This is a genomic window from Streptomyces sp. NPDC037301, from assembly GCF_055602785.1.
The window spans coordinates 139,414-157,255 of the sequence record NZ_JBVJWD010000001.1 but is presented as its reverse complement, the minus strand read 5'-3'; the positions used below and the strand labels follow the sequence as shown (position 1 = coordinate 157,255).

The 17,842-nt window shown below is 70.6% G+C and carries 15 protein-coding genes and 1 pseudogene; 8 read left to right on the top strand and 8 right to left on the bottom strand.

Annotation, left to right across the window (positions count from 1 at the left end):
• Positions 1–139: 139 nt before the first annotated feature.
• The 3 genes from ACZ7IB_RS00725 to ACZ7IB_RS00715 form a co-directional block, all read right to left on the bottom strand.
• Positions 140–976 (bottom strand): DUF5336 domain-containing protein, encoded by an 837-nt coding sequence (locus ACZ7IB_RS00725; protein ID WP_470908028.1) that lies wholly within the window; start codon positions 974–976, stop codon positions 140–142.
• 186 nt (positions 977–1,162) lie between these two features.
• Positions 1,163–2,101 (bottom strand): N-acetylmuramoyl-L-alanine amidase, encoded by a 939-nt coding sequence (locus tag ACZ7IB_RS00720; protein WP_470908026.1) that lies wholly within the window; start codon positions 2,099–2,101, stop codon positions 1,163–1,165.
• Between the two features lie 101 nt (positions 2,102–2,202).
• Positions 2,203–2,790 carry a class I SAM-dependent methyltransferase gene (locus tag ACZ7IB_RS00715; RefSeq protein WP_327278216.1) on the bottom strand — a complete coding sequence of 196 codons (588 nt, stop codon included), beginning with the start codon at positions 2,788–2,790 and terminating at the stop codon, positions 2,203–2,205.
• A gap of 688 nt (positions 2,791–3,478) precedes the next feature.
• Between ACZ7IB_RS00715 and ACZ7IB_RS00710 the strand changes: the two genes are divergently transcribed.
• Positions 3,479–3,724, top strand: a complete 246-nt coding sequence (locus ACZ7IB_RS00710) for a DUF6281 family protein (RefSeq protein WP_470908024.1) — start codon at positions 3,479–3,481, stop codon at positions 3,722–3,724.
• Positions 3,725–3,727: 3 nt separating this feature from the next.
• Positions 3,728–3,892 (top strand): annotated as a pseudogene (locus tag ACZ7IB_RS00705) (IS200/IS605 family accessory protein TnpB-related protein); the annotation flags it as partial.
• Positions 3,893–3,912: 20 nt separating this feature from the next.
• Here ACZ7IB_RS00705 and ACZ7IB_RS00700 read toward each other — a convergent pair.
• Positions 3,913–5,709 (bottom strand): MFS transporter, encoded by a 1,797-nt coding sequence (locus ACZ7IB_RS00700; protein ID WP_470908023.1) that lies wholly within the window; start codon positions 5,707–5,709, stop codon positions 3,913–3,915.
• 270 nt (positions 5,710–5,979) lie between these two features.
• Between ACZ7IB_RS00700 and ACZ7IB_RS00695 the strand changes: the two genes are divergently transcribed.
• From ACZ7IB_RS00695 to ACZ7IB_RS00685, 3 genes are all read left to right on the top strand, one after another.
• The gene (locus ACZ7IB_RS00695; RefSeq protein WP_470908021.1) at positions 5,980–8,163 is read left to right on the top strand and encodes an acyl-CoA dehydrogenase; all 2,184 of its coding nucleotides are present in this window, start codon (positions 5,980–5,982) and stop codon (positions 8,161–8,163) included.
• A 12-nt stretch (positions 8,164–8,175) separates the two neighbouring features.
• Entirely contained in the window at positions 8,176–9,372 is a 1,197-nt protein-coding gene (locus ACZ7IB_RS00690; RefSeq protein ID WP_470908019.1) for a lipid-transfer protein, read from the top strand.
• 90 nt (positions 9,373–9,462) lie between these two features.
• Entirely contained in the window at positions 9,463–10,893 is a 1,431-nt protein-coding gene (locus ACZ7IB_RS00685) for an MFS transporter (RefSeq protein WP_470908017.1), read from the top strand.
• Positions 10,894–10,909: 16 nt separating this feature from the next.
• Here the strand turns inward: ACZ7IB_RS00685 and ACZ7IB_RS00680 are convergent, their stop codons facing one another.
• Genes ACZ7IB_RS00680 through ACZ7IB_RS00665 form a run of 4 tightly spaced genes read right to left on the bottom strand, consistent with a single transcriptional unit; the run spans position 10,910 to position 14,461 of the window.
• Positions 10,910–11,542 carry a response regulator transcription factor gene (locus ACZ7IB_RS00680; RefSeq protein WP_327278217.1) on the bottom strand — a complete coding sequence of 211 codons (633 nt, stop codon included), beginning with the start codon at positions 11,540–11,542 and terminating at the stop codon, positions 10,910–10,912.
• A gap of 5 nt (positions 11,543–11,547) precedes the next feature.
• On the bottom strand, positions 11,548–12,777 hold the full coding sequence (locus ACZ7IB_RS00675) for a sensor histidine kinase (protein WP_470908015.1): 1,230 nt from the start codon (positions 12,775–12,777) through the stop codon (positions 11,548–11,550).
• Between the two features lie 11 nt (positions 12,778–12,788).
• Positions 12,789–13,511, bottom strand: coding sequence for an ABC transporter permease (locus ACZ7IB_RS00670; protein WP_470908013.1), 723 nt, complete (start codon positions 13,509–13,511; stop codon positions 12,789–12,791).
• On the bottom strand, positions 13,511–14,461 hold the full coding sequence (locus tag ACZ7IB_RS00665; RefSeq protein WP_470908011.1) for an ABC transporter ATP-binding protein: 951 nt from the start codon (positions 14,459–14,461) through the stop codon (positions 13,511–13,513). Before ACZ7IB_RS00665 ends, ACZ7IB_RS00670 begins: the two co-directional genes overlap by 1 nt.
• A gap of 277 nt (positions 14,462–14,738) precedes the next feature.
• Between ACZ7IB_RS00665 and ACZ7IB_RS00660 the strand changes: the two genes are divergently transcribed.
• Genes ACZ7IB_RS00660 through ACZ7IB_RS00650 form a run of 3 tightly spaced genes read left to right on the top strand, consistent with a single transcriptional unit; the run spans position 14,739 to position 17,716 of the window.
• Positions 14,739–15,605 (top strand): MaoC/PaaZ C-terminal domain-containing protein, encoded by an 867-nt coding sequence (locus ACZ7IB_RS00660; RefSeq protein ID WP_470908010.1) that lies wholly within the window; start codon positions 14,739–14,741, stop codon positions 15,603–15,605.
• A 41-nt stretch (positions 15,606–15,646) separates the two neighbouring features.
• Entirely contained in the window at positions 15,647–16,723 is a 1,077-nt protein-coding gene (locus ACZ7IB_RS00655) for a Zn-dependent alcohol dehydrogenase (RefSeq protein ID WP_470908008.1), read from the top strand.
• Positions 16,724–16,774: 51 nt separating this feature from the next.
• Positions 16,775–17,716: a 3-oxoacyl-ACP reductase gene (locus tag ACZ7IB_RS00650; protein ID WP_470908006.1), complete on the top strand. Its 942-nt coding sequence runs from the start codon at positions 16,775–16,777 to the stop codon at positions 17,714–17,716.
• The last annotated feature ends 126 nt before the right edge of the window (positions 17,717–17,842 follow it).

Sequence of the window (17,842 nt, the reverse complement as noted above, 5' to 3'; positions counted from 1 at the left end):
GCGCGTCGGGCCCTCTTTCCTTTCCCTCCCCCCTTTTTTGGTCCGCCGCAGAGTCGTGAACGCGGGGACGGAAAGCAAGACCGCCCCCCCCCCCCGGGAGGGGGGGGGGCCCCGCTGTTCGTGCTACGGAGGCGTGGACTCAGCCGCGCTGGATGCCCGTGGTGTCCTGGAGCACACCGCGACGGCCGTCCTGGGTCTGTGCGATGAGGCCCGGGCCGCGCTGCTCCACCGCGAGGTACCAGGTACCGGGCGCCAACTCGGCGATCGGCGACGGCGAACCGTCCTCTCCGTACAGCGGGCGGGCCACCGGTACCGCGAACCAGAACGGTGTGAAGTCACCGGCCGGCGCACCGGCCGCCGGAGCCGGCTGGGCCTGCTGCGGCTCCGGCTGACCGGGCTGCGGCTGACCGGCCTGCGGCTGCGCACCGTACGGCTGCGGCTGCCCCGGCTGTGCACCGTACGGCTGCTGCTGGGCGCCGGGGTAGCCGTACCCCTGGCCGGGCTGCGGCTGGCCGCCGTACGGCGACTGCACGGCCTGCGGACGCGGGGCGCTTGCCAGCGGGGCCTTGAGCGCGGGGACCAGCGGAGTGGCGACCGCGCCGCCCGCGAGCACGATGGTCGCGAGCAGGCCGACGATCATGCCCGCGCCCGCGTCGCTGGCGTCGATGGTCGTCCAGAGCGCGGTCCACAGGGCGAAGACACTGAAGGCGGCGCCGAATTGGCCGAGGTCGAAGCCGAGCACCTTGCGAGCCGGCATGGCGCGGCCCACAACGACCAGTGCCGCAGCGATGATTCCGGCCAGGAAGACGCTCATGAGGATCCCGAGTGCGTCCCAGGCGTTCGGGGCGTTGTAACTGGAGCAGTTGAGGCCCGCAGGGCAATCGAAGCCGGAGAGGTCGAGGAAAGAGGCGATGAACAGCACCACCGCTGCTCCGATCACCACGCCGTCGCCTCGAGTGAGGGAGCGGATATTCACGTAAAGGTCCTTAGTCGATCGTCTCGTCGGGGCGGTCGTCGCTGCCACCGGTAGGGCGGGCACGGCGCGAAGCTCGGGGGCGGCTCCCCATCGTACGGATGAATCTATCGTCTGCCCGGGCGGGTCGTGTCCCTGCCCGGACGGTGGACGCACTTCCCCCCAATTTCACCTCAGAACTACCTCTTGCTACCCGTTCAGATAGCTGCTGATGCCATCGGCGATGCCCTGCGCCGCCTTCTGGCGCCAGCTCGCACTGGTGAGCAGGGCGGCGTCCTTCGGGTCACGCATATTGCCGCATTCGATGAACACTTTGGGCACGGTCGACAAATTCAGTCCGCCCAGATCCTTGCGGATGTCCAACCCGGTATTGCCGCCCACGTAATTGGAAGGCGCACTTCCGGTATCGCGGACGAAGAGACCTGCGATCCGGGTGCCGAGATCGCGCGACGGTTCGACGATCTTCGAGGTGTCCGCCGCTCCTCCGCGTACCAGTGCGGGGAGGATCACATGGAATCCGCGGTTGCCGACCGCGGAACCGTCCGCGTGCACCGAGACCACCGCATCGGCCTTGGCGTCGTTGCCGATCCGGGCGCGTTCGTCCACGCAGGGCCCGTACGGGCGGTCGTTGTCGTACGTCAGTACGACCTTCGCGCCCTGTGCCTGCAGGAGCGTACGCAGCCGGTGCGACACGTCAAGGGTGAACTGGGCTTCCGCGTAGCCGGAGTTGGTCGAGGTTCCGGTGGTGTCGCACTCCTTGTGCGTGGTGCCGATGTCCACCTGGCGGTTGATCTCGCGGGTGTGCAGATGGTTGTTCGGGTTGTGGCCGGGGTCGATGACGACGGTCTTCCCGGACAGCGGCCCCGATGCCCGGCCGGGCGCGGACTTCGAGGGCGGCGCGGACGGGGTGGCGGATGCGGACGTCTTCTCCGGTGCCGGAGCGCTCTTCGAGGCCGACGGCGGCGCGGCGGAGGTACCGCTGCTGCCCTGCCGGGGCAGGTCCTGCGCCCCGCCGCCGGCACCGTCCGCGCCGCAGCCCGCGGCACTCAGGCACACGGCTGCGAGCATGGCGGCGGCGAACAGGGGCCGGCGGCGTGGGGTGGGGGGAACGCTCTCGTCGTACGGCACCCCGCGATGCTATCGGGGCGCCTCGGACCGACCGGTCCGAACACCGCTACCCGACCGGGACCCGGAGACCCGCACCCGACCGGGGCCGTATCCGGCTGCTCTCAGATCCCCGGTCCCGTGCGCCGCAGCACCCGCAGCGAATCCGTCACCGAGACCTCGGTGAACGCGCCCGAGGCCAGTGCCCGCAGATAGACGCGGTACGGAGCCTGGCCGCCGTGCGCGGGGTCCGGGAACACATCGTGGATCACGAGCAGCCCGCCATCGGCGACATGCGGCGCCCAGCCCTCGTAGTCACCGTTGGCATGCTCGTCGGTGTGACCGCCGTCGATGAAGACGAAGCCGAGCTTCCCGCCCCAGACGGCCGCGACCTGCGGAGAGCGTCCGACCAGTGCCACGACATGGTCTTCGAGACCTGCCGCGTGCAGGGTCCGGCGGAACGTCGGCAGCGTGTCCATCCGGCCGACCTCCGGGTCCACGACGGTCGGGTCGTGGTACTCCCAGCCGGGCTGCTGCTCCTCGCTGCCACGGTGGTGGTCGACGGTGAGAGCGGTCACGCCGGCCGCCCGGGCGACATCGGCGAGCAGGATGGTGGAGCGCCCGCAGTAGGTCCCGACCTCAAGGATCGGCAGCCCCAGCGCGGCGGCCTCGACGGCGGCCCCGTACAGCGCGAGTCCTTCGACCACCGGCATGAAGCCCTTGGCGGCCCGGAAGGCGGCGAGAATTTCGGGCTTGGGCTCGGCGACGGACTCGGCGGGCACGGGTTCCTCCTGGTGGGGACGGTTCTGAGGGGTACGCGTTCGACGGCGCTCCATCGTGCCGTACGCCCCCGCCGAAGGCATCGGCGGGGCGTCCTGGATGACGCGGGCGGAACCGGCCGAGGCTTTGGCCGCTCTCGCGGCGGTCGACGACATGTTCACGCCGTGGTCCGAAACGGGGCGGTGGCGTGACAAGGGAACCTGATCCGGGTTGCTGGCGTCTACTCGGCGCGAAGATCGTTGACTTGCCTGGGTGGGTGCTCGCTCCTCAGGCCGGATGCGGCGCTCACCAGGGCTGCCCCGGCCGGCCATGAGTACTCAAGAGGCCGGACACATCAACGGGCTGGGGCGTGTCGGTTCGGGATATGAGGGCCTCACCATGCGCACGAATCCCGTTTACATGCACAACGAAGGCAAGGACTCCCGGCAAGGGAGAACTCGCTGTTCGCCGCATTTACTGAGGGGGAAACGGATGAGCTCGACCGGGCGAACCGCGGGCGCGCTATTGGCGGCGGCCATGGTGATGTCGGCAGCCGCGTGCACGGCAGACAACAGTAGCGGTGGGGAGGAGTCGGCTTCCTGTGTCAACCGGTACACCTACCAGGACCGATCGTATCGGGACGTGGCGAACGTGGACTTCACGGTCGGGAAGAAGCTCGGCGTTGCCACCAAACCACCCTGTGACGACACCGGCGGCCAGGACAAGAACGAGGAGCCGGCCACGACGGAGACCGCCTACGAGGTGGACGGCATCTCTCCCGAAGTGGCCATCGCCATCGGGGACACACCCGAGGAAGCCACGGTCTTCGCCGCTTACTCCGGCTCAGAACTTCCGCCCGGGGTAGAGAAACTGATCGACGGTTCCTGATGAGTGATCAATTGGGCCAAGCAGGCCGGTGTCGCCGCGATCGGCATCGAGGACCTAGATTTCACCACTGAGAAGACCCGCGAGAAGCACGCCCGCCAAAAGCGGTTCCGGCAGCTGATCTCCGGCATCCCGACCGGCAGGCTCAAGGCCCGGCTGGTCTTCATGGCCGCCGAACGTCTCTCATCTGCTCAGGACGACACCGCGGTTCGACGCTCCGGTGCGCTGAACGTCAGCACCAGATCGGCATCGACCGGCAGCCCGTTGCCCGGGTAGGACGCCGGGTAGGCGCGCGGCGCGTATCCGGTGGCCGATCCGGCCAGCACGAAGTTGCCGCCGGACGGGGCGGCCAGCATGTAGTGGCCGTCCTCGTCCGCCACGGTGAGACCGGCCTGCCGGCCATGGTGGTCGATCAGAGTGACATTGGCGCGGGCCACCGGCGTACCGTCCGCGTCCAGCACCCGTCCGCGGAAGCCGCCCGAACCGGTGACCGGGCGGGATGCGGAGAGCGCGGGGGCCGACGCGTCGTCGTCGCTGCTCGCCAGCAGCGCCGGGCGCATCGCATCGCGCTGCGACGGCAGGAACGCGGCCAGTACCAGCCCGACCACCACCGCGCCCGTCGCGATCAGGAACGAGATGTGGAACCCCTCCATCGAGGGCAACGACGCCCCGCCCGTCCGTACCGAGGTGTTCGCCAGCACCATGCCGATCACGGCGCTCGACACCGACGTACCGATCGACCGCATCAGGGTGTTCAGACCGTTGGCCGCACCTGTCTCGGACGGATCGACGGCTCCGGTGATCAGTGCGGGCAGCGAGGAGTACGCGAGTCCGATACCGGCCCCGAGCACCACCGCGATCACGATCGTCTGCCAGGCGGCGCTCATCAGCCCGAGCCCGGCCCCGTAACCGATCGCGATGATCAGCATGCCGAGCATCAGCGACACCTTGGGGCCGCGGCGGGCGGACAGCCGGGCGTACAACGGGGCGACGAACATCATCGTGAGGCCGAGCGGCGCCACGCACAGCCCGGCGACCACCATCGACTGGCCGAGTCCGTATCCCGTCGACGTCGGCAGCTGGAGCAGCTGTGGCAGGACGAGCGAGACGGCGTAGAAGGCGACCCCGACCATGATCGAGGCGAGGTTGGTGAGCAGCACCTCGCGCCGGGCCGTGGTCCGCAGATCGACCAGCGGTGCCGGGCTGCGCAGCTCGAAGAGGCCCCACAGAACCAGAATCACCAGGGCGGCGGCGATCAGACCGAGCGTGGTGCCCGAGGTCCAGCCCCAGTCACTGCCCTTGGTGACGGGCAGCAGCAGGCAGACCAGGCCGAGCGAGAGCCCGAGCGCGCCGACGATGTCGAACCGTCCGGGGGCGCGCAGCGTGGTCTCCGGCACGACGAGGACGGTGAGCGCCATCGACAGCACACCGAGACCGGCCGCGCCGAAGAACAGGGTGTGCCAGTCGGAGTGCTGGGCGACCAGCGCGGCGGCGGGCAGCGCGAGTCCGCCGCCCACCCCGATCGAGGAGCTCATCAGTGCCATCGCCGAGCCGAGCCTCTCGCGCGGCAGCTCGTCGCGCATGATGCCGATGCCCAGCGGGATGGCGCCCATGGCGAAGCCCTGGAGCGCGCGTCCCACGATCATGACCACGAGATCATCGGTGAAGGCGCATATCAGTGAACCGATCACCATCACGGCGAGGCTGGCGAGCAGCATCTTCCGCTTGCCGTAGAGATCGCCGAGCCGCCCCATGATCGGGGTCGCGACGGCGCCCGCCAGCAGGGTCGCGGTCATCACCCAGGTGGCGTTGGACGGATCGGTGTGGAGAAGGGCCGGCAGATCCTTGATGACGGGGACGAGCAGGGTCTGCATCACCGCGACGGTGATACCCGCGAAGGCGAGAACGGGGACGACACCGCCGCCCGCCCTGCGCGTCCGCGGATCGGGGAGTTCCCCGGCGTGCTGTTCGTTCGTCGTCTGTGGCATACGTGCGGCCTCCGGGCGGCGTGATCGAGGGTCTGAAGAGGCGTGCGGGGCCTTTGGCGGGCAGCACCGACCGCCAGGTGTGTGCAGGGTGAAACCTTCCGCGTGTCCGAGGTATTCCGGTGAACGCGGTACGAACGGGACACGGCTGCGCACCGGCCCCGAGGCATGTGGCGATCCGACCACCATCGGACCACTCCGCCGACCTTCCGTCATATTGAAACGTGTTCTACTCTTGCGCCGTTCCAGTGGCTGCGACCGGCGAGGATCCGCATGGGCATCGGAATCACCGAAGAACAGAGGGAGTTGGCGCGGGCCGTACGGGGCTGGCTGGCGCGCGCCGTACCGCCTCAGGAGATACGCAAGCTCCTTGACGCGGACGCCCCCGGTACCCCCGGCGTGCGCCCCGGGCACTGGGGCGGCCTTGTGGAACAGGGCCTCCTCTCCATCCATCTGCCCGAGGAGTACGGGGGCGGGGGCGGCCGGCTCCTCGATCTGGCCGTGGTCCTGGAGGAGGCGGGCCGGGCCGCGCTCCCCGGCCCGTATCTCGCGAGCACCCTCGCCTCCGCCGTACTGCACGCGTCGGGGGCGGGCGCGCTGGTGCACGACCTCGCGGACGGCACGCGCATCGGCGCCGTCGCCCTCGGCCCCGGCACCCTCACCGCCGTGGAGCACGAGGACGGCCATGTGCTCGACGGCGCGGCCCCGCCCGTTCTCTCCGGCGCCGATGCCGACCTGCTCCTGCTCCCCGCCGAATCGGCCGCCGGTACCCTCTGGTTCGCCGTCGACGCCGCCGCCGAAGGGCTGACCGCCCGCCCGCACCGCAGCGCCGACCCGACCCGCCCCACGGCCGGGATACGCGCCGAGGGCGTACTCGTCCCCGCGGAACATGTCGTGCGGGCCGACACCGCACATGTACGCGACCTCGCCGCTGTCCTCTTCTCCGCCGAAGCGTGTGGAATCGCGGCCCGGGCGCTGGACACCGCGGTCGAACACGCCAAGGTCCGCGAACAGTTCGGCCGCCCCATCGGACAGTTCCAGGGCATCAAGCACCTCTGTGCCGACATGCTCGTACGGGTCGAGCGCGCCCGCGCGCTGGTGTGGGACGCGGCCCGCACCGCCGACGAGGAGGAGGAGGAGCCGGACGTGCGGTCCATGGTCACCGCCCTCGCCGCGTCGGACGCCCTCGACGCCGCGTACGGCTGCGCCAAGGACTGCATCCAGATTCTCGGCGGCATCGGCTTCACCTGGGAGCACGACGCCCATCTGTATCTGCGCCGGGCCCTGGTGGCCCGGCAGCTGCTCGGGGCCGGTGACGCCCACCGGCTGCGGGCCGTACGGCTGGCCGAGGGCGGGGCGCGTCGCGAACTCACCCTCGAACTCCCCGCCGAGGCCGCAGTCCACCGGGCCGGGGCGCGCGAGGCCGTCGCGGCCGCCCGGGGCCTCGACCCGAAGGCCGCCCGCCGCACCCTCGCACCGACCGGCTATGCGGCCCCGCACCTCCCCGCCCCCTACGGACTGGGCGCCGGCCCCGTCCAACAACTCGCCGTACAGCAGGAGTTGAAGGAGCAGGGGGTGAAGCTGAGCGACCTGGGCATCGCCACCTGGGTCATCCCCTCGCTCATCGCCCACGGGACGGCGCAGCAGCAGGACCGCTACCTGCTGCCCACCCTGCGCGGCGAACTCCTCTGGTGCCAGCTGTTCTCCGAACCCGGTGCGGGCTCCGACCTCGCGTCGCTCCGGACCAGGGCCGAGCGGACGGCGGAGGGCTGGCGGATCAACGGGCAGAAGGTGTGGACGAGCGCCGCCCAATGGGCCGACCACGGAATCCTGCTGGCCAGGACCGACCCGGATGCCCCCAAGCACCAGGGGATCGGCTACTTCCTCGTCGACATGAAGAACACCGAGGGTATCGACATCCGCCCGCTGAAGGAGATCACCGGCGACTCCCTCTTCAACGAGGTGTACTTCGACGACGTTCTGCTCCCCGCCGATGCCCTCGTCGGCGAGATCGACGACGGCTGGCGGGTTGCCCGCAACACCCTCGGCAACGAACGCGTCCACATGGCCGACCAGATGACCTTCGACACCGGCCTCGAGGCACTGATCGCCCGCTCCGGCGAACTCGACGGGACGTACCGGGCCCGTATCGGAGCACTCGCCGCCGAGGCCCACGCACTCGCCTGCATCGGACTGCGGACCACCCTGCAGCAGGTGTCCGGTCTCGAACCCGGTGCGGGAGCCTCCATCCGCAAACTCGTCCAGACCACCCACCAGCAGAAGGTCGCCGAACTGGCCCTCGAACTCCTCGGCCCGGCCGGCGCGGCCGGCGAAGGGGCGGCGGAGCGGGCCGTGCACGGCTTCCTGATGTCCCGCTGTCTGACCATCGCGGGCGGTACCACCCAGGTTCAGCTCAATGTCGTCGCCGAGCGCATCCTCGGCCTCCCCCGCGATTGAAGGGACTTGCTCATGAAGGCGTACATCGTCGGTGTCGGAATGACGAAGTTCGAGAAGCCCGAGACACGCGACTGGCAGTACTGGGACATGGCGAAGGAGGCCGGGACGGCGGCGCTCACCGATGCCTCCATCGCGTACGAGCAGGTACAGCAGGTCGCCGTCGGCTACTGCTTCCAGGCATCCACCGCAGGTCAGCGCGCCGTGTACGAACTCGGGCTGACCGGAGTACCCGTCTACAACGTCAACAACAACTGCGCCACCGGCTCCACCGCGCTGATGATGGCCCGGCAGTTCGTCGAGGGCGGCGGCAGCGACTGCGTCCTCGCGCTCGGCTTCGAGAAGATGGCGCGCGGCGCGCTCGGTGGCACAGGCGCCGACGGCGGTGCCGGTGACTTCAAGACATCACCCGTCGCCCGGCACTACGGGATCATGGCTGCTGCCCACGGCTTCGAGATGAGCCCGCCCACCGCCCAGATATTCGGCAACGCGGCCCGCGAGCACATGGAGCGGTACGGGACGACCGAGGCACAACTCGCCGCGGTCGGCGCCAAGAACCACCGGCACTCGGTGAACAACCCGTACGCCCAGTTCCAGGACCCGTACACGGCCGAGGAGATCCTCGCCGCGAAGACCATTCACCGCCCGCTGACCAAACTCCAGTGCTCACCCACCTCCGACGGGTCGGCCGCCGCCGTCGTCGTATCGGAACGCTTCGTCGAGAGCCACGGCCTGGGCGACCGGGCGGTCGAGATCGTCGCCCAGGCGATGACCACCGACACCGGCGACTCCTTCGCCTCGGGGACCTGTATCGACGCCGTCGGACAGCCGATGTCGCGGGCCGCCGCCCAGCAGGTGTACGAGGCCTCCGGGCTCTCGGCCGCCGACCTCGACGTCATCGAGCTGCACGACTGCTTCTCCATCAACGAACTCCTCACCTACGAGGCGCTCGGGCTGTGCGGCGAGGGCGAGTCCGGGAAACTCGTCGAGTCCGGGGCCACCACGTACGGCGGCCGGTGGGTGGTCAACCCGTCCGGCGGGCTGATCTCCAAGGGGCACCCGCTCGGCGCCACCGGAATCGCCCAGGCCGCCGAACTCACCTGGCAGCTCAGGGGGGAGGCGCAGGGCAGGCAGGTGAAGGACGCCCGGGTCGGCCTGGCCCACAACATCGGCCTCGGTGGAGCGGCGGTGGTGACGTTGCTGCGGCGTTAGTGGGGAGACCAGCGCGCGTCGTGCTACGCCGCCGGACCGAGCCCGGGTCGGCCCGAATACCGATGTACGGGGCGCAGGGCGGCTGCGAGTATGACGGTCATGGTTGACGTCACGACGCCCGCACCCCTGCAACAACGGCACAGGACCCGCACCTGGGCGGCGGTGCTCGCCGCCTGTGTCGGACAGTTCCTCGTCGTGCTCGATGTATCCGTCGTCAATGTCGCCCTGCCGTCCATGCGTTCCGACCTCGGGATGACCGCCGCCGGACTGCAATGGGTGCTCAACGCCTACTCGATCGCGTTTGCCGGATTCATGCTGCTCGGCGGGCGCGCCGCCGACATATACGGCCGCAAGCGGATGTTCCTCATAGGCCTCGGCCTGTTCACCGCGGCCTCCCTGGCCGGCGGGCTCGCCCAGGAGGGCTGGCAGCTGCTGGCCGCCCGCGCCGCGCAGGGGCTCGGTGCCGCCGTGCTCGCCCCCGCCACCCTCACCCTGCTCACCACCAGCGTTCCCGAGGGCCCGGCCAGGACGAAAGCGATCGGCACCTGGATGGCCGTCGGCGCGGGCGGTGGAGCGGCCGGCGGGCTGATCGGCGGGGTGCTCACCGATCTGCTGTCCTGGCGCTGGGTCCTGCTGATCAATGTGCCGGTCGGCGTGCTCGTCCTGGCCGGCGCGACGGTCTGGCTCGCCGAGGGCCGGGCGGGCGACCGGCGGCGGATCGACTTCCTGGGCGCGGTCCTCGTCACGGCGGGCCTCGCCTTCGTCGCGTACGGCATCGTGCAGACCGAGGAGTCGGGCTGGACCGCGGCGGCGACCCTGGTGCCGCTGCTCGGTGGGGTGGCCCTGCTGATCGCCTTCGTGGTGGTGGAGGCCAGGACCGCGGAGCCGCTGATGCCGCTCAGGGTGCTCGGGGCGCGGGCGGTGACCTCGGCGAACGCGGCGATGTTCGTGATCGGTTCCGCGACATTCTCGATGTGGTACTTCATGACCGTGTACGCCCAGACGGTGCTGGGTTACACCCCGCTCCAGGCCGGACTCGCCCTGATGCCCACGTCGTTGGCCGTCGTCCTCGGCTCGAAGTGCGCGCCCCGCGTCATGGCCGGGGTCGGCGCGAAGAACCTGGCGCTCATCGGTACGACCGTCGCCGCTGTGGGTTTCGGCTGGCAGTCCACGATGGGTGCCGATGGCTCGTACCTCACCTCGGTCTGTCTGCCCGGCGTCCTGATGATGGCCGGTGCGGGCCTGGCATCCACCCCGCTCGCCTCCCTCGCCATCACGGGGGCGGCCCACGGTGAGGCCGGTCTGGTCTCCGGCCTCGTCAACACCTCCCGCACGATGGGCGGTGCGCTCGGTCTCGCCGTGCTCTCCACCGTCGCCGCCGCACGCACCGCGGGCGGCACCGGGCCCGAGGAGCTCACGGCCGGGTACGCGCTGGCGTTCCGGACAGCCGGCACGGTACTGCTGGGCGGACTGCTGCTGATGGCGCTCTGGCTGCCGCGCCACCGGTCCGACCGGCACTAGGTCCGCGAAGCCTCGCCTACAGCCAGCCCTGCTGCCGAGCCGCCCGCACCGCCTCCATCCGGTTGCGCGTCCCCGTCTTGCCGATCGCGGAGGACAGATAGTTCCGCACCGTCGACTCGGACAGATGCAACTTCGCCGCGATATCGGCGACCGTCGCCCCGTCCACCGAGGCGTTCAGCGCGTCCCGCTCCCGCGCGGTCAGCGGGCTCGGTCCGGCGCTGAGCGCGGCGGCGGCCAGCGCCGGGTCGATGACCGTCTCACCGCTCAGCACCCGGCGGATCGCGGCGGCGAGCTCCTCGACCGGGCCGTCCTTGACCAGGAACCCCGCCGCCCCGGCCTCCATCGCCCGGCGCAGATAGCCGGGGCGGCCGAACGTGGTGAGGATCAGCACCCGGCAGTCCGGCACCTCCTCGCGCAGATCGGCGGCGGCGTCCAGACCGCTGCGGCCCGGGAGTTCGATGTCCAGGAGCGCCACATCCGGGCGGGACAGCAGCGCGGCATCCACGATCTCGTCCCCGGCGCCCACCTGCGCCACGACCTCGATGTCCGGTTCCAGGCCGAGCAGCAGGGCGAGCGCACCCCGCATCATGCCCTGGTCCTCGGCGAGCAGAACGCGTACGGACTTGGTCGGACGGTGATCCTGCGGCATCTCGTTCACAGGCCCAGCGTAGGGCTCCGGGCGGATCCGGCGGCCGCATCCTCGTCCGCCGGATCCGTCCCGTCCACCGGCAGTTCCGCGGTGAGCACGAAGCCGCGCTCCGGCCTCGGGCCCGTCCGGAGCGAGCCGCCCGCCGCGGCGAGGCGCTCGGTGAGGCCGGTCAGTCCGGTGCCGCCGATACCGGGCGTCGCCGGTGCGTCCGGCTCCGGTCCGCAGCCGTCGTCCGTGACCGTGAGCCGGACCCGCTCGGATGTGCCGTCGACGACGAACGAGCAGGTGGTGGCGTTGGAGTGGCGTACGACATTGGTGACGGCCTCCCGCACCACCCAGCCGAGCAGTGCCTCCGTCTGCGGGGCGAGCGGCGGTCCCGAGCGGCGGAGCACAGGTTCGATCCGGGCGGCGGTCAGCGCGGACCGGGCCCGGTCCAGTTCGGTGGCGAGGCTCCCCTCGCGGTAGCCGGTGACGGCCTCACGGATCTCGGTGAGGGCCTGGCGGCCGACGGACTCGATGTCCGCGACCTGGACGAGCGCCGCATCCATGTCGCGCGGCGCGAGCCGGCGCGCGGCCTCCGACTTGACCACGATCACGGACAGCGTGTGGCCCAGCAGATCGTGCAGATCGCGGGAGAACCGCAGCCGCTCCTTCTCGACGGCGGTGCGGGCCAGTTCCTGCCGAGTGGCGCGCAGTTCCATCACGGTCTCCGCGAGGGTGAGGATCGCGGCGGTCACCGCGCCCGAGATGAAGGTGCCGTATCCGATCGTCCACGGGTCCGAGCCGCCGTTCCCGCGCCACACGGCGATGAGGCTGGCGACCACGGCGAGGGAGAGCAGTCCGACGGCCAGCTGCCGGTGGCGCAGGATCGTGCCGCAGGCCAGCGAGAGCAGCGGGAAGAACAGCAGCCAGCTCCCGCCGTAGCCGATCGCGAGCCCGAAGGTGACGGCGGCCATCGCCGTGAGCAGCCAGTACGACACCGGGCTCTCGCGCTTCCTCTTGTCGAAGCCGCGGAACACCACGGAGATGTAGAGGGAGTTGAAGGTGAACAGCCCGAGACCGCCGAGCCAGGGGTTGGGGGTCTCGCCCTGGAAGAGATTGGAGAAGGCACCCATGCCCATCAGCAGCCAGGGCAGCAGGGTGTACGGGCCGGGCGGGCCGGGGCGCCGGTCGTCGCACCGTCTGCGCCCTTCCCGCCGCGTGCCCGTCCGCGTACCCGTCCGGTTCCTGGCCATGTCCACTCCTGTCACACGGTCCTCGCGGACCGACGGTACGAGATCACGGCGTACGTACCGAACAGCAGGAGCCACGCGCAGAGCACGGCGATCGTGCCGGTGCCGGGCGCGTGCCCGTCGGTGGTGGCCCAGCCCAGGTCGGCGAACCGGTTGGCGGGGGTGAACCTGCCGATGGAACGCAGCCATTCGGGAAGCAGGTCCAGCGGGAACCACAGCCCGCCGACGATCGCGAAGCCCATCAGACAGGCCACGTTGACGACCCCGGTGCCCTGCGGGGTGAGCCGGTAGCCGTTGCCGAGGCCGAGCAGGGTGAACGGCAGCGCTCCGATCCACAGCAGCAGTGCCAGTGCGATCCACTGCCAGGCGTCCAGCCGCACCCCGTTGAGCAGCCCGCCTGCCAGCAGCACCGTCAGGATCGTCGGCAGGACGGTCACCGAACCACTGATCGCCCGGCCCACGACCGCCTGGGAAGGGGCGAGCGGGGTGACCCGCAGCTGTTGAAGCCAGCCGAGCGTCTTGTCGGAGGCGACCCCCGTACCGATCGACATGGCGGAGCCCAGCGCACCGTACGCGGCCATGCCGACCATCGAGGCCGTCTTCCAGCCGTCGACGCCCTCGCCCCCGCCGATGTTGGTGAAGAGCAGATACATCATCACCGGCATCCCGGTCCCGAAGATCAGGAAGAAGCCGTCACGCAGGGTCCTGCGCACTTCGAGCACGATGTAGCGGAACATCACACGGTCTCCCTCTCGGAGTCTGTTGCGGGCGCTGCGGCGGCCGGTGCGGTGAGGGCGAGGAACGCGTCCTCCAGCGTGGCCCGGGAGACCCGGAGGTCACGGATCGCGCCGAGGCGGGCCAGTTCGATGACGGTGGCGTCCGAATCGTCGGTGTGCAGCAGTGCCCGGTCCCCGGACACCTCGACGGTGACGACGCCGGGCAGCAGCTCCAGGCCCTCGGTCGGCCGGCCCGCCAGGTCGAAGGAGACGAGACTGCTGCCGGCCGCGCCCCTGATCGTGTCGCCGGTGCCGTGCGCGACGATCCGGCCCCGGTCGATGACGACGATCCGGTCGGCGTTCTCGTCGGCCTCCTCCAGATAGTGGGTGGAGAAGAGGACGGTGTTGCCGCGCCGGGCGTAGGCCCGCATCGAGTCCCAGAACGTCCGGCGTGCCTCCACGTCCAGGGCGGCGGTCGGCTCGTCCAGGACGATCAGCTCGGGGTTGCCGGCCAGCGCGACGGCGAAGCGGACGCGCTGGGTCTGGCCGCCGGAGAGCTTGTCGATGCGCCGGTTCGCGTACGCGGTGACGCCCGCCAGCGAGAGCGCCTCGGTCACCGGCATCGGCTGCGGGTAGGTCGAGGCGACGAAGGTGATCAGTTCGCGGACGGTCACCCGCTGGATGGGCTGCCCGTCCTGGAGCATGGCGCCGACCAGACCGGCCCGTACCGCCTGCTCGGCGGTCCGGTCCAGCACCCGCACACTGCCGGAGTCCGGCTCGTTCAGACCCAGCAGAAGGCCGATGGTGGTGGACTTGCCCGCCCCGTTGCGGCCGAGCAGGGCGACGGTCTCGCCGCGGCCGATGGACAGATCGATCCCGTCCACGGCCCGTACGCTCCGCCCTGCCCGGCCGAAGGTCTTGACCGCCGCGGTGAGGACCACCGCGGCCGAGCTCCCCGTTGTCTGCTTCATGACCACGACGTTACGGAGGGTGCCCAGGCCCCGGCAGAGGTGTGTGTACGGACTTCGCGATGACATTTGTCATGGTGCCGGACCACCCGGAGGAGTCATGTCTGACGCTACGTCAGCAGTGGTCTTCACAACTGCTGGGCGCTGCGTTATACATGGGGGTCATCGGCTAGAACGCGTTCTAGAACGGGCGTGGTGGCCGGTCCCGCACGACCTCGGTGCGGCCGACGGTGCGGACGGCCGCGCCGAGGTCTTCCCACCATCAAGGAGCAGCTTCCCCATGCCCATTGATGCCGAAAAGGCTGTCGCCGCCGAACCCCGGTCCACCCGGATCAGCTGGGACCACAAGGACGTCCAGCTCTACCACCTGGGGATCGGTGCGGGCGCCGATCCCGACCGGGCCGACCCCGCCACCGACCCCGGCGAGCTGCGCTACACCCTGGAGTCCCGGCTCCAGGTGCTGCCCTCCTTCGCCACCGTCGCGGGAGCGGGCGTCGTCGGCGGACTCTCCTCGCCCGGCATCGACGTCGACCTGGCCGCCGTCCTGCACGGCGGGCAGAGCGTGCGGGTGTACCGGCCGATCCCCGTGAAGGGCAGCGCCGTCCAGACCTCGAAGGTCGCCGCCGTGTACGACAAGGGCAAGGCGGCCGTGCTGGTGCTGCGCACCGAGGCCGCCGACGACGACGGCCCGCTGTGGACCAACGACGCCCAGATCTTCGTCCGGGGCGAGGGGGGCTTCGGTGGCGAACGCGGCCCCTCCGAGCGGGTCGCGTATCCCGCCGTCGCCCCCGACCGCGTGGCGGAGCGGCCGATCCGCCCGGACCAGGCGCTGCTGTACCGCCTCTCCGGGGACTGGAATCCACTCCACGCCGACCCCGAGTTCGCCAGGCTCGCCGGCTTCGACCGGCCGGTCCTGCACGGGCTGTGCACCTACGGCATGACGCTCAAGGCCGTCACCGACACGGTGCTCGGCGGCGATGTGACCCGTATCCGCTCCTACCGCACCCGTTTCGTCGGCGTCGTCTTCCCCGGCGAGACCCTCCGTATCCAGATGTGGACCGGAAAGGACCACGTCCGGGTCGAGGTGCGGGCCGTCGAGCGGGACGACGCCCCGGTCCTCGGCGACACCTTCGTCGAACACTCCTGAACCAACTCCAAGAGGTCCACAGGCCCGTGAGGGGAGCCGCAATGCGCGCAGCCGTACTGCACGAGATCGGTCAGGACAAACTGGAAGTCCTCGACGACGTCGAGGCGGTGGGCTTCGGCCCGGGCAAGGTCAGGCTCCGCATCCGGGCCACCGGACTGTGCCACTCCGATGTCTCCGCGATGAGCGGCGTGCTGCCGCAGCCCGCCCCCTTCATCCCGGGCCACGAGGGCGCGGGCGAGGTCGTAGACATCGGCGACGGCGTCACCGGGCTGAACGCGGGGGACCGGGTGCTGGTCTGCTGGCTGCCCGCATGCGGGGCGTGTCCGTCCTGCAAACGCGGCCAGACCCAGCTCTGCCTGGCCGGCTTCATGAACGCGGGAACGCCCAACTTCAAGCGCCCCGGGGGAGATGTCTTCGGCTTCGCGGGCACCGGCACCTTCACCGAGGAGGTCGTCGTCGACGCGGGCTGCGCGGTGCCGATCCCCGACGACGTACCGTTCGAGATCGCCGCGCTGATCGGCTGCGGGGTGACCACCGGGCTGGGCGCCGCCATCAACACCGCACAGGTGGAGGCCGGTTCGTCGGTCGCCGTCATCGGCTGCGGCGGAGTGGGCATCTCCACGATCCAGGGTGCCAGGGTGCAGGGGGCCGCCCAGATCGTGGCCGTGGACCCGGTCGCATCGCGGCGCGAGGCGGCACTGCGGTTCGGCGCGACCGAGGCGGTGTCCCCGGACGAACTCACCGACGCCAAGCAGCGGATCACCGCGGGCGAGGGCTTCGACTACGTCTTCGAAGTCGTCGGCAAGTCGGCCACCGCCCGCACGGCGTACGAGAACACCCGGCGCGGCGGCACCCTCTGCATCGTCGGCGCGGGCGCGATGGACGACAACTTCCAGGTCAACATGTTCGAGCTGTTCTTCGACGAGAAGCGGATCCTGCCCTCCATGTACGGCGGAGGCGATGTGCTCCGGTCGTACGAACGGGCCATCGCGCTCTGGCGGGCCGGCCGGATCGACCTCGAATCGATGATCACCCACCGGGTGCGGCTCGACGGCATCAACGACGCCCTCGACCAGATGAGGACCGGCGAGTCGCTGCGCACCTGCGTCGAACTTTGACCCTCACCCTGCTTCCACCCTGCTCCCACCTGAGAGGACTCCGAGATTCCGATGTCACTTCCCCTGGAAGGCATGTCCGCGATCGTCACGGGCGCGGGCCGCGGCCTCGGACGCGCCGAAGCGCTGGAACTGGCGCGGCTCGGCGCGTCCGTCGTCGTCAACGACTACGGGCAGCCGGGCCGCGACGGCTCCGGCGAGGCGTCCGCGGCCCCCGCCGAGGAGGTCGCCGAGGAGATCCGGGCGGCGGGCGGCCGGGCGGTCGCGCACCTCGGCGACGTCTCCGACCACGAGCAGGCCCGTGCCCTGGTGGAGCTGGCCGTCGACACCTACGGAAAGCTCGACATCCTGGTCAACAACGCGGGCATCCTGCGCGACCGTATGGTCTTCTCGATGACCGAGGACGAGTGGGACTCCGTCATCAGGGTTCACCTCAAGGGCCACTTCAACACCACACACTTCGCCGCATCCCACTGGCGCGCCCGCTCCAAGGAGTCCGGCGGCCCGGTCTACGGCCGGATCGTCAACACCTCGTCGGAGGCGTTCCTGGCCGGTTCGGCGGGCCAGCCGAACTACGCGGCGGCCAAGGGCGGCATCGTCGGCCTCACCACCTCCACGGCCCTGGCCCTGTCCAAGTACGGCGTCACCGCCAACGCCATCTGCCCGCGGGCCCGCACCCGGATGACCGAGGACGTCTTCGCGGGCTTCCAGGAACCGACGGACGGCCGGCTCGACGCGCTCGCCCCCGAGCATGTCTCTCCGCTGGTCGGCTATCTGGCCTCCCCGGCGGCCGCCAGGGTCAACGGGCAACTGCTCGTCGTGCACGGCGGGATGGTCGCGATCGTCGAACGCCCCAGGGTGGCGGCGAAGTTCGACTCGTCGAAGGAGACGTTCTCCTTCGACGAGCTGGACGAGCTGATCTCTCCGTACTACGAGGACCGCCCGACGGGCGAGACCTTCGCCGCGGCGGAGGTGCTCGGTCTCAAACGGGGCTGATCGCAACGGAACGGGTGGGGCCAGGGGGGGGGGCGGGGGGCGGGGGGAAACCCATACCCCGTTTTTTTTTGGTGGGTTGGGTATCCCTCCGTGCCCCCTCTTGTGGGGGGGGGGTGAGGGATGGGG